Raw genomic sequence first — 16,138 nt, forward strand, 5'->3', positions numbered from 1 at the left:
AAGCATAGTCGATCATGTATGGATACCGAGGTTCCCGAATCGCCTTGTAACAAGGCTTGGTCGGGCAATTCTATCTGTGCAGGGTCGCTGGATCGTCATCATCACTGTGAAAGTGCCCGAGGAGAAGACGTGGATTCCCGATTGAATGCTTTTCTTGAACGCGCCGAGTCGGTTCTGGCGCGAATCGAACCACTGTTGCCGGCCCCGCGCCCCGTCATTGACTGGAATACTTGTCTGGCGGCGCGCTGGCAGCGTGACGGGCGCAGCGGCTACCTGTTGCCGCTGGAAGTCAGCCTTGACATGCGTCTGTCCGACCTGATCGGTGTCGACCGTCAGTTGGAACAGCTTGGACGCAATACCCGACAATTTCTCGATGGCATGCCGGCCAACCACGCCTTGCTCTGGGGCTCGCGCGGTACAGGCAAATCCTCGCTGGTGCGTGCGTTGCTCGCCGAGCATGCCGGCGCCGGCCTGCGCCTGATCGAGATAGAGCGCGATCACTTGGCTGACCTGCCACGCGTGGTCGAGCAAGTCGCCAAATTGCCGCAACGTTTCGTGTTGTTCTGCGATGACCTGTCGTTCGAATCCGGCGAAGGCGACTACCGCGTGCTGAAAAGCGTGCTCGACGGTTCGCTTGAGCAGGCCCCCGACAACGTCTTGCTGTACGCCACTTCCAACCGTCGCCACCTGGTGCCGGAAAAGGAAAGCGACAATGAAAACTGGAAGCGCGTTGACGGCGAGCTGCACCCGAGCGAAGCAGTGGAAGACAAGATCGCCTTGTCGGACCGTTTCGGTCTGTGGCTGTCGTTCTACCCGTTTACCCAGGAACATTTTCTCAACGTCGTCGAACACTGGATCGGCCAGTTGGCCGCCAAGGCCGGCCTGAGCTGGCAGCGCGACGAAGCACTGGACATCCTCGCCGTGCGCTGGGCCACCGGCCGCGGTAATCGCAACGGACGTTGCGCGTATCAATTCGCCCGCTACTGGGTGGGACTGAAATTGCTGGAGCACAAGGCATGATTGATTTGCAACACAGCGGCCAGGGCCTCGAAGGCTACGGCATGTTGGCCGCGCAACTGGAATCGCTGCTGGCGGACGAGCGCGATTTCATCGCTAATGCCGCGCAGTTTTCCGCGTTCCTGTTCAACCAGCTCGATGATTTGAACTGGGCCGGTTTCTATCTCAATCGCAACGAAGAACTGGTGCTCGGCCCGTTTCAAGGCCAGATCGCTTGCGTGCGCATTCCGTTCGGGCGTGGCGTATGTGGCGCCGCTGCTGCCAGTCTGCAGACCCAGCGCGTCGAGGATGTGCATGCCTTCCCCGGCCACATTGCCTGCGACAGCGCTTCGAACAGCGAACTGGTGGTGCCCCTGGTCAAGGACGGTCGCCTGATCGGCGTGCTCGATCTCGACAGCCCGAAACTGGCGCGTTTCGGTGCCGAAGATCAGACCGGCATCGAGCAATTGGCAGCGATTTTCCTTCGCCTGACCGACTGCTGATCAGCCGCCGAGGCCAGCCTTGTGCAACAGGCTGGCCGTATCCACGTCGTCGATTTGCGCGGGATCGAGAAACCGCGTCGCGTACTGCATGTACACCCCCTCGTTGATGAACAGGCCGAACAGGGGCGCATCAATGTGCGCTTCCCGGCACATGGTCGCCATGATGCCCAACGCCTCGCTCAACGATTTGGCTTTCTTGTAGGGGCGATCGGCGGCGGTCAGCGCTTCGAAAATATCGGCAATCGCCATCATCCTTGCCGGCAGGCTCATCTCCTCGCGTTTCAGTCGTTTCGGGTACCCGGTGCCGTCCATTTTTTCGTGATGTCCACCAGCGATCTCGGCAATGCTGTCGAGGTGGCCGGGGAAGGGCAGGTGGCTGAGCATCATGATCGTCTGCACCATGTGATGGTTGATGATGTAGCGCTCTTCGCGGGTCAGCGTGCCACGTGCAATCTTCAGGTTGTACAGCTCGCCGCGGTTGTACTTGTAGGCGGGCACATCGAGTTTGAAGCCCCAGGGATTGTCCTCCGGGATCAGCTCGTTCTGGTCGCGCTCGATCAGGTGCTCGGGTTTGTCGCTCAGCAGTCTTTCGCTGACTGGCAGAGTCGGCGCCGGTGTTTTTGCCTGGCGACGGTTTTCTTCCCACGACACACCGAGGCGATCGTCGAGTGTGCGCAGCCAGGTGCGCTTCGCGACTTGGTCAAGGCGTTGCAGATCGGTCTCGGCCATGGCCTCGCCACCGAGATTGCAACGGGCAACGAAGGCGAAGTCGTCGTCGAGCATCTGTAGCTCGCTATCACGCGCGCGGGCCAGCGCAGCCTCATCCGCACCGCTCGCCAGTGTCTGCCAGTAGCTGATCCACACGTCACGCTTGAGCACTTCGAAGCGGGTGCGGATCTCATGGATGCGGTCGTTGATGGTCTCGAGCTTGGTAGCTTTGTCGACCACATACTCGGGCGTCGTGATCTTGCCGCAGTCGTGCAGCCACGCGGCGATGTGCAGGGCCTCCCACTCATCTTCACTGGGTTGATAGGCGCTGAACGTCGGCTCTTCGCTGGCGGCAGCGGCCTGGGCGAGCATCAGCGTCAGCTCCGGTACCCGCTGACAATGACCCCCGGTATACGGACTCTTGGAGTCGATCGCACTGGCGAGCAATTGAATGAAGGCATCGAGTAGTTGCTTCTGCCGAGCCTGCAGGCGCTGGCTTTCGATACTGACTGCCGCCGCACCGGACACCGCCTGCAGGAAGGCGATACGGTCGGGCCGCACCTTTTCCAGATCGCTCGGCGCGCCGCTGTCATTGACCAGCAGAACCAGCAGGCCGATGGTTTCGTCATGCTGGTTGTGCAGGCGGATACCGATCAGGTGGATGCGCGGTGATTCCATGGCCAGCAGGATTTTCTGCAGGTCGCCCGCCTGATCGAAGCCCAGATGGCTGACTGTACTGTTGGCGCTGGCCAGTTGTTCAAACCACGCCGGCGCGGTTTCATGCAGCTCACGTCCCTGAATGTCAAACGCCTCCAGCGCCTGCGGCACGCCATCGATCACCAGCCCATAGGGCTCCATGCGCGCACCATCGGCTTCACGCAGATAGATCAGACCGGCCTGCGCCTGGGCGATCTGCACGGTTTCGAACAGCACGCGTTCGAGCAGCGGAGCAAAACGCGTTTCGGCGCCCAGGCTGTCGGTGATGCGGAAGAAACTTCCCAGCGTCTCTTTCATCCGCGCCATTGACAGGCTCAATTGATCGACCTCCAGCACGGGAGAGCGTCGGGTCAGCGGGAAGTTGAAATCGAAACTGCGAATGGCGTCGGCTTCCTTGACCAGGCCAAGCAGCGGTTTGACCAGAATTCGCGAAATCACCCAGCCCAGGGGCAGGCACAGCAACAGGATGGCCAGGGTAATCAGCGCGCCCTGCCAACGCATGCGAAATGCATCCACCAGCAACTCGTCTTCAGGCACCAGCAGCGCCAGTTGCAAACCCTTAGGCCCGCCTTCCTCAATGCGGGTGCGTGCGACGATCCATTGCCGATCGTTGACCTGCAGACGCTTGCCGATATCTTTGGAGGTGAGCAATGCGTTCAGCTCTGGGCTGAGATCGGCCGCTCTGGCCAGCCGCGCGCTGCGGTCATCAACGATCAGGCGATTGCTGTCAAGGTAGGCCACGGCATTGCCGTCGGTGTCGTACAAGGCGATTTCCGTCGAAGGCGTTACCCGGTGCTTGCCCAGGGCGGTGGAGAGCGAAGCGAGGGTCAGATCGGCGCCAATCACGGCGTTCTCGCCGCTGCGTCGCGCCAGCGTGGTGCCGACATTGTGAGTGGAGAAAAACAGGTAAGGTTCGGTGGTGATCTGCCCGGCCTGTTGCAGAGCATCGCTGAACCATTTGCGGCCGCGCGGATCGTAGGGCTCCTCTGGATGATCGCGGCGGCTGAGCAGCGTCAGCGCCAGATCAAAGAACATCGACTGCGAGCGTACGGCACCCTGCGGGTCGTGTTCGATGCTCCAGACTTGATAGGCCGCCGCTTCCGGCGCCTGAACCTGTACTTTGAGGGCCGGGGTGCGCAGTGCCCGCACCATGAAAAAATCGCCATTGGCATAACCCAGATACAGCGAAGCCAACGCCGGGTTGTCGACCAATGACTGGCTGAACGGCTTGAGCAAGGGCAGGCGATGTTCAAGTTCGGCAGACTGGGCCGCCGGGGTGTCTGCCAGCAGGCTCAACAGGTGGCGGATCGGCTGATAGGTCGCCTGCAGGTCATCACGCACATCCTGCTCGATGCGATCGAACAGCGTCTCGCTGCTCGACAGGATGATTTGCGTGGTCTGGTGATAATTGAACAGGCCCAGCACCACGCCTGTGAGCAACAAGAGAAAGGTGAACATGACGCTGATGTGCACGTGCAGCGGCAACCGGCGTTGCTCGGGGCGCAGTGGGCTTTGCATTGCAGGCTCTCCAGAATGTTTAACTCACTGCTCAGCGCCCAAGCATAGTCAAGACTCGCTCACTGTGCCTTGATCGGTCAGCGCCAGTTGCTGCTGCAGGGCCTGCTCCAGTTCGAGCATTGCCTGGCTGGTTGCCACCCAACGGCGGGCAATCTCCTGTGATGCGAGCACTTGCTGGCAAGCTTGCTCAAGGGCATCGCAACATTCGATCAACCGAGAAGCCTGCGCGATGCGTGCCGCGCCCTTGATCTTGTGCGCGACCACGGCCAATGCTTCGCGATCATCTTCGGGCGACAGAGTGATCAGTTCATCGCGGTCCAGGCGGCTGCTCCTGAGCAGTTCCACCAGCATGCGTCGGGTTTGCGCGGGATTGTTGCCGGTCAGCAGGCTCAGACTCTGCAGGTCGAACACTGCGGGAGAGGCCGGCGTGATGCCATCGATCCACTGCGCGAGCAAGGTCAGGCTTAACGGCTTGAACAGGCAGTCATTCATGCCGGCGAGTTTGCAGCGCCGGACTTCTTCGGGCTGGGCATTGGCGGTAAAACCCAGCACGGTGCACGGCGGGCGGCGGTTTTGCAGTTCAAGCTGGCGAATCCCGCGAGTCATTTCATAGCCGTTCATCATGGGCATGTTGCAGTCGACGATCACCAGATCGAAATGATCGGCCTTCCAACGCTCAAGGCCGCTGCAGCCGTCCTCGGCAACGCTGAACCGATGGCCGAGAAATTCGAGCTGCTGGCACATCAGCAGGCGGTTGGCGGGGTGGTCGTCGACAACGAGTATGTGTAACGGCGTTGTCGCGGGCTTGATCAACGGTTCGCTTTTGGGTGGATTCGCCTTTGCCGGCTGGCTGTCCAGTGGCAGCGAGACGCAGACCTGAGTACCGATGCCGGGCTGGCTGCTCAACTGCAGTTGTCCGCCCATCATTTCGCACAGGTTGCGACTGATGACCAGTCCCAGCCCGGCGCCATTTTTCGCCTGGCGGCTGCCGTTTTCCGCCTGCGAGAAAGGTTCGAACAGGCGCTGTTGATCTTCAGCGCTGATGCCTGCGCCACTGTCCTGCACGGTCAACTGCATCAACGCTCGTCCAGAGCCGTCTGCCGAGATCAGTTCGAGGGTGATCCTCACGTGGCCATATTCGGTGAACTTGATTGCATTGCTGACCAGATTCGACAGCACCTGCTTGAAACGCAGCGGATCCAGATGCACGTCCACGGCCGGGTTTGGCGGGTTGAAAACCACTTGCAAAGCGAGGTTTTTCTGCCGGGCAAGGCCGTCGAAGATGCGCGCAACGGACGTCACCGTATCCACCAGATTGATCCATTCCGGGCACAGGCTCAGGCGACCCGATTCGATGCGAGCGATGTCGAGAATATCGCCGATCAGGCCCAGCAGATCCTTGGCCGAATGATAGGCCGTGTCGATTGAGGCGCGATCCGGATGCCGCGGTTCAATGCGTCTGAGGGTCAGTTCGAGCATGCCGATCACGGCGTTCATCGGAGTACGGATTTCGTGGCTCATCGTCGCCAGAAAGGTGCTCTTGGCCCGGTTCGCCTCGTCGGCCTGCTCCTTCGCCGCGCGCAGTTCTTCAAACAACTGACGGCGCTCACTGATGTCGACCCAGCCGCCGATGATCCCCTGAACGGCGCCGCTGGAGTCGCGATAGGGAAGAATCCAGTGATAGATGGTCAATCGCCGGTTGCCGATGTGCAGGGGCCGATCGAGTACCAAGGGTGTGCCTTCGGCGATGACTCTCTGGTAATCGGCCTGGAAAGCCTGAGCTTCGAAGACATTGCTCAGCGTGCCCTGTATGACATCTTTGCCAATGATGTCCTCGCGCTTGGCGTTGAATGCTTCCAGATAACTGTCATTGCAACTTTGCAGCAGGCCCTGTCGATCCCGTACGTAGATCGGGTGCGGCGTGCCGTTGACGAGCGAACGCATGAATTCCAGTTGATCGTTCAGCGCGCGCTCGGCGGCCTGGCGCTGTTTGATCTGATGGCGCATGTAAGCGTTCCAGGTCAGTAACAGAATCAGGATCAGGCCGGCGGCGGCAATGACCTGATAGAACAGGCGCTGGTAGTTTTGCCAGATGTTTTGTGACGCCGTGGAATACCCGCGCCAGCGGCCGTTGATCACTCCGAGCTCCTCGGGAGCGATGCTCAGCAGTGCCTTGTTGATGATCGAGGCCAGCTCGGTGTTGTCACGTGCGGTCGCCAGCGAGAAGGCCGCCTGACTGGTGCCAATCGTGGTGGTGATTTGCAATGGCTGATCAAAGATGCGCGATGAAATGAAGTAGTTGGCGATCACCAGGGAATTGACGGCCCCGTCGACATGGTTACCGGCAAGCATCGACACGGCGCTGAAAGTATCGGGCGTTTCGATCAGTTCGATGCGCGGGAAATTCTCGTGCAAGTAAGCGACCAATGGATTGCCTTTGGCGATCGCCAGTCGCTTGCCTTTGAGTTGAGCCAGGTTGGTCGGCCCATCGGCGCTTTTGCGCGTCAGCAGCACATAGGAATTTTCCAGGTAGGGGCGGCTGAAACTCAGGGTTTTCTCTCGTTCAGCGCTTGGCAGCAGCGCAGCGATCAGGTCGGCTTTGTGGTTGTCGATCTGCCTGATCATTTCCGCATCGTTGCGACTGCGCTGAATCTCGAAACGCAGGCCCGTACGCAAGCGGATCAGTTCGAGCAGATCGGCGCTGATGCCGCGAAAGCTTCCCGCGCTGTCGAAGAACGTCAGCGGCGCATAGGCCTCGTTGACCACCACGCTGACGATGGGATGGCGCTTGAGCCACGTCTGTTCGCGTTCGGTCAGTTGCAGTTTTTTATCAGTGAGCAACATGTCGCTGCCAGCGCTCCAGCGCTTGGCGATGTCGTCGCGCTGGCCGCTTGGCACCGCATTGAGCACGGCGTCGATGATGCCCAGCAATTGCGGATTGCTGTGCCGGACGGCAAAGCTGAAGCCTTGCGCTTCCTGTTTGCCGAAATTGGCCATGCGCACATTGTTCAGATAACCCTTGTTGATCATGTAGTGGGTGGAAAGGGTGTCGCCGAGAAATACATCGGCCTGATCGAAGGCGACGGCGTTGATGGCGTTCTGATAAGAGGGATAGCAGGTGATCAGTGCCTTGGGATACAGCGCTTTGATCTCAGGCAGCGGCAGGTAGTGATAAACCATGCTCAGGCGCAGGCCGGCCAGACCTTCGGTCAAAGAGCGGGTTTCATCCTCGCGAGTCACCAATACCGGCTGATCGACCGCGTAAGGACTGGAGAGGGCAAGATTGGCGTTGCCTGCTTCGTAGCCGTTGGCTGTGCCAAGCAGGTCGATCTGCCCATCGACCAGGGCGCGAATCGCTGCTTCGCGAGAGGGAAAGCGTTGTACCCTGATCGGCAAACCGCTGACCTTGCCGATGATGCCTGCGTAGTCGGCTGTCAGTCCTTCATATTCCTTGCCACTGGCGGTCATGTCGAAGGGCGGGTAGTCAGGTGCGGAAGTGCCCAATACCAATTCGCTGCGATCCTGCAGCCACTGCCGTTGCGATGGTTGCAGAGTCACTGCAATGTTTTCACTTGCCGACCGGCTGAGCAGGGCGTAATCCGACGGCGAGCCTGGCGCGGCATTGGCGCTCAGGCACAGAGCTGCGCTCAAGGCAATCAAGTAGTCCTTTAAACGGCTGGGCATGCGGAATCTCACACGAGTGCGTTGCGTTTGGCCATCTCGATAAGTTCTACAAGTGATCTGACCTTGAGCTTTTGCATCAGGCGCTTTTTGTAGGTGCTTACGGTCTTGTTACTGAGAAACATGCCTTGGGCAATTTCCTTGTTGGTGCGGCCCTGAGCAAATAACTGCAATACCATCAGTTCGCGATCATTAACGGATTTGAATAGTTCAAGTTCTGCGTATCGGATGTCGTCATTGCGCACCGGATTGAGCGCCTGACTGGGAAAATAGTTGTAGCCGGATAATACCGCCTTGATTGCGCTGACCAGCTCGCTCAAGTCTTCCTGCTTGCAGACATACCCCGATGCACCGGACTGCATGCAGCGAATACCGAACAGCGTGGGGCACTGCGCGGTCAGAATCAGAATCTTGAAGTTTGAACCCATGGTGTTGAAGCGCGCCAGTACTTCGAGGCCGTCCAGCTTGGGGATGCTGACATCGAGAATGACCAGGTCAGGCATGCATTCACGCACCATCTGCATGGCATCGACACCGTTATCAGTCTCGCCGACGACCTTGTAGCCTTCATGTTCCAGGAGCATTCGCACGGCGAGGCGGATCACCGGATGATCGTCCACGATAAAAACGGAGTTCATAAATAGAGTCCCATGCAAGCATGAATAAAGCGCGCACCTTAGCTCAGATGAATGAGCACTCGCATGGACTGGTAGTGTCGCGACTACGTTATCGGATTAATCCTACGCGTAATAAGGAAATGGACTACGTTGAAATTAGGTTTGACGTAAGGAAGCACGGGTATGCAATAGACAGCAGACAGAAATTATTTGAAGACCAATCTTGAACTCCGATTATTTGCTGGCGTTTAAATGATGTTTATTTCTGCTGGTTATTTTCTCGTATTGCAGAGTTCAGGTCAGTTTTATCTGAACAGTTAGAAAAGCGCGTTATAACGTTCGTGGCGAGGAAACCGCAGGATATTCGGCCGGCCTGACGACGGCCGGCTGAATTCGGGGCGCTCAATGACTCGAGCGCCCGGTCATTTCCAATGCCATGTCACTTGCGTAACTGTCGGTCATGCCGGCGATGAAATCGATCATGCGCAGAAACGAGCTGTGCAGCGAGCCCTGTGGATCCGGCGCGTTGTTGCCGAGCAGGTCGAGAATGCGCCGGCTCTTGAACGACGGGGTACGGCCGTTGTGCTGTTCCAGCGCGGCGCCGCAGAACGAATTGAGCAGGATCTCCAGCGTCGTGTAAGCGCCGATTTCATGCAGCGTCTTGCGTTTGTCCTGGAAAATTTTCTTGCGCGCGATGTCCTTGGCGTTCAACACGCAACGTTTCGCCGGCCCGTGCATGTGTTCGACCAGATCGCCGTGCAGGGTGCCGGCAAGGAGGGCATCCTGCTGTTCGACAAACGCCCGCGCTGCTGCGTTGGTCAGGTGCTCGATGGCTTTGCCGCGCAGGATCGCGAGCTTGCGCCGGCGGGAATCCTGCGGGCCGAGCTGGCGATAGGTTTCCGGCAAGTCGTCACCGACCAGACCGAGCAGCAGCGACTCGACTTCGGCGTAGTCGAGCAGCTCCATTTCCAGACCGTCTTCCAGATCGATCAGGGCGTAGCAGATGTCGTCGGCCGCCTCCATCAAATAGACCAGTGGATGGCGTGCCCAGCGCTGGTCTTCAAGCTGCGGCAGGCCGAGCTTGTGCGCAATCTGTTCGAGCAGCGGCAGTTCGCTCTGATAACAACCGAATTTATGTTTCTTGTAGCCGAGGGAGTCAGCATGGCGCGCAGTCCACGGGTACTTCAGATAGGTCCCCAGTGTCGCGTAGGTCAGGCGCGTGCCGCCATCGAACTGGTGATATTCCAGCTGCGTCAGCACGCGAAAACCTTGAGCATTGCCCTCGAAATTCAGAAAGTCACCGCGCTCGGCCTCGCTCATGCCGTCCAGCCAGCCGCGCCCGGCCGCTTGTTGAAACCAATGGCGGATGGCGTCTTCGCCGGAATGGCCAAACGGCGGGTTGCCGATGTCGTGAGCCAGGCAGGCCGATTGCACCACCATGCCCAGGTCGGCGGGGTCGCACCAGTCTGGCAGCGCGTTGCGCAAGGTTTCACCGACACGCATGCCCAGAGAGCGGCCGACGCAGCTGACTTCCAGCGAGTGGGTCAGGCGGGTGTGAATGTGATCGTTGCTGGTGACCGGGTGCACTTGGGTCTTGCGCCCGAGGCGGCGGAATGCGCCGGAGAAAATGATGCGGTCATGGTCTTTGTGAAACGGGCTGCGGCCGAGTTCTTGCGGGCTGTGCAGCGGCTTGCCGAGACGTTCGCGGTTGAGCAGGGTAGGCCAATCCAAGGCTGGTTCTCTCCGTCTGGTGACTGATCGCCCTAGCTTCCCGGTTCGGCCCCGTGCCTGCAAGCAGAACTACAGGCCCGCCGCATCGATATCGATCAACAACAGCCGTTCGCCGTTATCGAAGAACTGCCCGGCAGTCAGGCAATACTGGTTACTGGTGGCGTCGCGGTAGGTGCTCGACAGGGTCAGGCGGCGTTCTTCCCAGCCTTGCGCGAGCAGATGATAAAAGTAAGGTCGCCACGACCAGTTGTGCCCCAAGTAGCTATCATCGGCGAACCAGCCGTCCTGACGCCATTCCAGGTTGGGGGTCAGTTGCGTGCCATGGCGGTCGCACTGATAAAAACGCAGCAGCCACGGAAACAACTGCAAATGTGGCAATGCGCTGAGCGGTGCGCGGGCCTGCGCCCACTGCTGCAGGATCGCCATCAGCTCGCTGAGCTGCCGACGCATTTGCATCAGCCGTCCTCGCTCGCCGAGCTTCTGCATCACATAGCGCTGCCGCAACTGAGCGAAACGCTCGACGAAAGCATCCGTAGCGAAGAACTCTTCCTGCGCCCGGGCGAAGAGAAAACCTTGCACGTAGCGCGAGCCGCATTCCAGCGCGAAATTCAGCTGCGCTTCGGTTTCAACGCCTTCAGCGATGATCCAGCAGCCGGTTTTCTCGGCCATCTGCGCAAGCGCTTTGACCACATCGCTGCTCGGCCCGCCCAGAGCCGCTGCCTGGAACAGACGCATGTCGAGCTTGAGAATGTCCGGTTGCAGGGCCAGCACCCGATCCAGCTGTGAGTAGCCGGCGCCGAAATCGTCGATGGCGATTCTCGCTCCCGCGTCGCGGTAGCGCGTGACCACGTGCGCCAAGCGTTCGCTGTTACCGCCTAACTCAGTGATCTCGAACACAATCCGCTGCGGATCAACCTGGTGTCGCGCCAACTGCTTGAGACTGGGCAAGGCCTGGTCGACGCGCAGGCGGCTGATCCAGCGAGGTGACATGTTCAGACTGAGAAACCACTCCGCCGGAGCTTCATGCAGGCGGCTAAGGGCATTATCGCGGATCTGCCGATCAAGCCGGCGCAAGGCGGTGGCCGAGGTGCGTGGATCGGCGAACAACGCCCCGACCGAGGTTAGTTGACCATCGCTCTGGCGCAAGCGGCCGAGTGCTTCAACGCCTGCAATACGTCCGGTGGCGGTATCGATGAAAGGCTGAAAGCAGGCGAGCGGTTGCCCGTCGATCACGGCAAATCCTTAATCTTGTTTTTCGGTTGGCCGCGTCCGCCGGATAGGCACGCGGGATTGAATCTCCCGATAAGGAGATTCATCCCGGCGCTATTGCAAGAATGTAGCCAGAGGGACGGTTCAGCGTTTACCCGAGCTGTGCATGACCACTCTGATCAGCGGCACAAGCGTCGTGCCCAGGCGCAACAGTCGAGTCAGACCGCCACCGCCGGTGCGTTTCGAGCCTTTGCCAGTAAGGAAACCCAGCAGCGTTACGGCCGCCACGCCCCACAATGGCGCATGCTTGAGGCCGAAACCGTCCTGGACGTTCTGCTTCATGCCGCGCATGCGCTGCAAGGGTTGCAAGACCTGCGCGGTTTCGTGGCGGATTTCCTGTCGGTGCATTTCCATGCGCAGGCGGATCAGTGCCTTGCGCATTTCCCGACGGGAGCTGTTGTGCGGAAGTTCAGGCAGGCTCATGGCAGCAGGCGCTCCCGGTCGTTGGCCAGCTCTTCAAGCGTGCCGTGGAAAGGCGAGGACTCATCGAAAATCGCCGCTTTGAGGCGCAGGCCGCAGAAGATCGACGCCAGCGTATAGAAAACGCAGAGGCCGATGATCGCTGCCAGGCGATAGGTGTCCCAGAAGATGATCATCACCAGCGTCGACAGACCTACCAGCAACAGCAGGGCAAACACCAGCGCCAGGCCGGCGAACAGCAGCAGGCTGACGGTGCGTGATTTCTGCTCCTGCAATTCGATGCCGAACAGCTCGACATGACTGTGCAGCAGGCCCAGAACGGCAGCGCCGAGGCGACGCGTGGAGGAGGCGGTGCCCTCAGTCGGGCCGGATTCTGCGATCGACATGATCAGCGCCGAGTTGCCAGCAGGCCAATCAGAAAGCCGACGCCGGCCGCGATGCCCACCGACTGCCATGGGTTGGCCGACACATAGTCTTCAGTAGCGGTGACGGCCGCCTGGCCGCGCTCGCGCAGTGTGTCTTCAGTCACTTTCAAGGTTTCCCGGGCGCGCAGCAGGCTGTCGTGAATCTGGGCACGCAGCTCATCTGCCTGATCGCCAGCGAGGGTCTTGGTGTGTTCGAGCAGGCGTTCTGTGTCGCTAACCAGAGTCTGGAAGTCGTTCATCAGGATTTCTTGAGCAGTCTTTGCCTTGATGCTGGCCATTGATGGATCTCCGTAGGTGGCTTTGAAGCGTTCGAGTATGAGCCTTGCGTGAAGGTTCAGTGCAAATGCCTGGTACAACTTTTGCTGTGTCGTGGTGCGTTGCTCGGTATACGTGCGCTGTTGCCGGGCGTCCCGGCAGAAAACTCTAATTCATTTACTCGCGATTCGTGACCGGACATCGAACTGTGCGCCAAATCAGTTCATCGACTCTGCCGTTGAATGACTGCCGGGTTCCTCATTTGGTGCAAGACAGGCCGGCATGAACTGCTTTGGTGCCCTTTTAAGCTTTCAGGTCTGCCTCCACATGGAAAATCTGCAAACTGCTGTAGACACGCTGGTTCACAGCTCCAACACGTTGTTCATTCTGATTGGCGCGGTGATGGTGCTGGCGATGCACGCCGGTTTCGCCTTTCTGGAAGTCGGCACGGTCCGACAGAAGAACCAGGTCAACGCACTGTCGAAAATCCTCAGCGATTTCGCTGTCTCGACCCTGGCGTATTTCTTTATAGGCTATTGGATCTCCTATGGCGTCACCTTCATGCAACCGGCTTCGGTGCTCGCTGCCGATCATGGTTATGGACTGGTGAAGTTTTTCTTCCTGCTGACCTTCGCTGCGGCGATCCCGGCAATCATTTCCGGCGGCATTGCCGAGCGTGCGCGTTTCGTCCCGCAATTGTGTGCGACGGCGCTGATCGTGGCGTTTATCTACCCGTTCTTCGAGGGCCTGGTCTGGAACGGCAACTTCGGTTTGCAAAGCTGGCTGGCGGAGCAGTTTGGCGCCACGTTCCATGACTTCGCCGGCTCGGTGGTGGTGCATGCCATGGGCGGATGGCTGGCACTGGCCGCAGTGTTGTTGCTCGGGCCGCGCAATGGTCGTTATCGCGATGGGCGTCTGGTCGCGTTCGCGCCGTCGAGCATTCCATTTCTGGCATTGGGCTCGTGGATCCTGATTGTCGGCTGGTTTGGCTTCAACGTGATGAGCGCGCAGACGCTGCAAGGTGTCAGTGGCCTGGTCGCGGTCAACTCGCTGATGGCCATGGTCGGCGGCACCGTCGCCGCGTTGATCGTCGGGCGCAATGACCCGGGCTTTCTGCACAATGGCCCGTTGGCCGGTCTGGTGGCGATTTGTGCAGGGTCCGATCTGATGCATCCGGTCGGCGCGCTGGTGACTGGCGCAATGGCTGGAGCCCTGTTTGTCTGGTGCTTTACCGCTGCCCAGGTCAAATGGCGCATCGACGATGTGCTGGGTGTCTGGCCGTTGCATGGCTTGTGTGGCGTGTGGGGCGCAATTGCCTGCGGCATCTTTGGCCAGACCGCTTTGGGTGGCCTGGGCGGGGTCAGCCTGATCAGCCAGATGATCGGCACTGCGCTCGGCGTCGTGGTGGCGCTGATCGGCGGCTTCGTCGTCTACGGCGCGATCAAGGTTCTGCATGGACTGCGCCTGAGTCAGGAACAAGAGTATTACGGCGCCGACCTGTCGCTGCACAAGATCGGCGCGGTGAGTCAGGACTAGATTTCCTCATCACTGGCTCCGGGGTAGAAACCATGGAGCAGGCGATAGCGATCAATGCGCACCTGATCGACTTTCTCCTGCACCTGATGCGCGGGCAGGCCAAGCATGATCAGCGCGTGTGAAGCGAGCATCAGGCTCGATTCAAGGAGCTCCGGCACCACCTCGGTGGCGCCGGCAGCTCTGAGCTCTGCCGATTGGCTGTCGTCACGCGTGCGCACCAGAATGGGCACCTGTTGATTGAGTCGGCGGGCTTCACGAAGAATACGCAACGCCACATCACTTTGATCCACGGCAATCACCAGCAGCCTGGCGCGCAACAGGCCAACGGCAGTCAGCAGATCGCCACGCGCCGAGTCGCCGTAATGCACGTCGCTTTCCGCGGACGCGGCTTCCTGTACCCGCACCGGGTCGTTGTCCAGCGCAACATAGGCTTGGCCCGCGTTGCCCATGAAGCGCCCGATGGACTGGCCGACGCGACCATAGCCGCAGATCACCACATGTTGGTCGAGATCGGCGTTGAGGGCGCTGATCTGCTCGATCTGCGCCTCCTCATTGGGCTTGCGGTGCAGCGCAGCGGCAATGCGCGGCGCCGCGCGAAGCAGCAGCGGCGTGAGCAGCATCGAACAGAACGTCGCCGCGAGCAGCAGTGCCCCCGGTTCGGCCGGCAGCAGGCTGTTCTGCTGCATCTGCGCCATCAAGGCAAAACAGAACTCGCCGCCCTGGGCCAGGGCCAGACCGCTGCGCCATGCGGTTTCACTGTCACTGCCGCGCCACTTCACCAGCAGCGCCACCACGATGCCTTTGATCAGCATCAGGCCGAGGGTCAAGGCGACGATCATCAGACTGTGACTGACAAACAATTGCAGGTCGATCAGCATGCCAATGCTGACGAAGAACACTCCGAGCAGGATGTCGCGGAACGGCCGGATGTCGGCTTCGATCTGGTGCCGGTAGTGGCTTTCACCGAGCAACATGCCGGCGAGGAAAGCGCCGAGTGCAGGCGACAGGCCCAACAAGTGCGTGAGCCAAGCGGTAAGCAACACGATCACCAGCGCCAGCAGGACGAACAGCTCCGCCGAGCGCGAGGCCGCCACTTCATGAAACAGCCGTGGCAGCAACCAGCGACTGGCGAGCAGCAGGCCGAAGAACAGCACCACGGTTTTGCCCAGGGTCAAAGGCAAGGCCCAATACCAGGCCTGCTCGCTGGTACCGGCGAACACTGGCACCAGCGTCAGCAGCAATACCGCCACCACGTCCTGAAACAGCAGCACGCCGACCGCGTTCTGGCCGTGGCTGCTGAACACTTCACCGAGACTGCCCAGCTCCTTGGTCACAATCGCCGTGGATGACAGTGATAAACCGGCACCGAGCAACAACGCCGGCATGAGCGGCATGCCCAGCCCCATCAACAGTGTGCCGAGCAACGCTGTGCTGATCAGTACTTGCTGACTGCCCAGGCGAAACACCACCTGACGCAACGCAATCATTTTCGACAGGGAAAACTCCAGGCCCAGCGAAAAAAGCAGAAATACCACGCCCAGTTCGGCGACATCGGGCAGGTGTTCGCTCTCGTTGACCCAATCGAATGCGTTCGGCCCGACCAGCAATCCCACGCACAGGTAACCCAGCACCGGCGGCAGTCGCAGGCGCCGGAACAGAGCAATCACCACCAGGGACGAGGCGAGGATGATCAACAGATTTGCAAACACGGGACACTCCGCTGTCAGGGCGTTGGCCTCTGAAGCGTAGAGGCAAAAAGTCC

At 59.8% G+C, this 16,138-nt stretch carries 12 protein-coding genes; 3 read left to right on the top strand and 9 right to left on the bottom strand.

The features are described from left to right. Positions 1 to 129: 129 nt before the first annotated feature. Both CXF97_RS01640 and CXF97_RS01645 read left to right on the top strand, forming a co-directional pair. Positions 130 to 1,020, top strand: a complete 891-nt coding sequence (locus CXF97_RS01640; RefSeq protein ID WP_101155540.1) for an ATP-binding protein — start codon at positions 130 to 132, stop codon at positions 1,018 to 1,020. After that, positions 1,017 to 1,499 (top strand): GAF domain-containing protein, encoded by a 483-nt coding sequence (locus CXF97_RS01645; RefSeq protein WP_101155542.1) that lies wholly within the window; start codon positions 1,017 to 1,019, stop codon positions 1,497 to 1,499. The genes CXF97_RS01640 and CXF97_RS01645 overlap by 4 nt, the downstream gene beginning before the upstream one ends. Here the strand turns inward: CXF97_RS01645 and CXF97_RS01650 are convergent, their stop codons facing one another. The 8 genes from CXF97_RS01650 to CXF97_RS01685 form a co-directional block, all read right to left on the bottom strand. After that, entirely contained in the window at positions 1,500 to 4,442 is a 2,943-nt protein-coding gene (locus CXF97_RS01650) for an HD domain-containing phosphohydrolase (protein ID WP_101155544.1), read from the bottom strand. Positions 4,443 to 4,490: 48 nt separating this feature from the next. Further along, positions 4,491 to 8,126 (bottom strand): transporter substrate-binding domain-containing protein, encoded by a 3,636-nt coding sequence (locus CXF97_RS01655; protein ID WP_101155546.1) that lies wholly within the window; start codon positions 8,124 to 8,126, stop codon positions 4,491 to 4,493. An 8-nt stretch (positions 8,127 to 8,134) separates the two neighbouring features. Next, positions 8,135 to 8,761 (bottom strand): response regulator transcription factor, encoded by a 627-nt coding sequence (locus tag CXF97_RS01660; protein WP_101155548.1) that lies wholly within the window; start codon positions 8,759 to 8,761, stop codon positions 8,135 to 8,137. Positions 8,762 to 9,142: 381 nt separating this feature from the next. Next, positions 9,143 to 10,471, bottom strand: coding sequence for a deoxyguanosinetriphosphate triphosphohydrolase (locus tag CXF97_RS01665; protein WP_101155550.1), 1,329 nt, complete (start codon positions 10,469 to 10,471; stop codon positions 9,143 to 9,145). Positions 10,472 to 10,540: 69 nt separating this feature from the next. Further along, complete coding sequence (locus CXF97_RS01670) at positions 10,541 to 11,704, bottom strand: EAL domain-containing protein (protein WP_101155552.1); 1,164 nt, start codon at positions 11,702 to 11,704, stop codon at positions 10,541 to 10,543. A 120-nt stretch (positions 11,705 to 11,824) separates the two neighbouring features. Beyond that, complete coding sequence (locus tag CXF97_RS01675; protein WP_101155554.1) at positions 11,825 to 12,163, bottom strand: hypothetical protein; 339 nt, start codon at positions 12,161 to 12,163, stop codon at positions 11,825 to 11,827. Then, on the bottom strand, positions 12,160 to 12,546 hold the full coding sequence (locus tag CXF97_RS01680; protein WP_101155556.1) for a phage holin family protein: 387 nt from the start codon (positions 12,544 to 12,546) through the stop codon (positions 12,160 to 12,162). Before CXF97_RS01680 ends, CXF97_RS01675 begins: the two co-directional genes overlap by 4 nt. 2 nt (positions 12,547 to 12,548) lie before the next feature. After that, positions 12,549 to 12,863: a YqjD family protein gene (locus CXF97_RS01685; protein ID WP_101155558.1), complete on the bottom strand. Its 315-nt coding sequence runs from the start codon at positions 12,861 to 12,863 to the stop codon at positions 12,549 to 12,551. Between the two features lie 304 nt (positions 12,864 to 13,167). On the opposite strand from CXF97_RS01685, the gene CXF97_RS01690 reads away from it, so the two are divergent. Continuing rightward, the gene (locus CXF97_RS01690) at positions 13,168 to 14,376 is read left to right on the top strand and encodes an ammonium transporter (RefSeq protein ID WP_101155560.1); all 1,209 of its coding nucleotides are present in this window, start codon (positions 13,168 to 13,170) and stop codon (positions 14,374 to 14,376) included. On the opposite strand, the gene CXF97_RS01695 is transcribed toward CXF97_RS01690, so the two are convergent. Continuing rightward, positions 14,373 to 16,085, bottom strand: a complete 1,713-nt coding sequence (locus CXF97_RS01695) for a monovalent cation:proton antiporter-2 (CPA2) family protein (RefSeq protein WP_101155562.1) — start codon at positions 16,083 to 16,085, stop codon at positions 14,373 to 14,375. The two genes, CXF97_RS01690 and CXF97_RS01695, sit on opposite strands and share 4 nt — an antisense overlap. Between the last annotated feature and the right edge of the window lie 53 nt (positions 16,086 to 16,138).

Origin of the sequence: Pseudomonas sp. Choline-02u-1 (assembly GCF_002836515.1) — a bacterium.
Lineage (GTDB): Bacteria > Pseudomonadota > Gammaproteobacteria > Pseudomonadales > Pseudomonadaceae > Aquipseudomonas.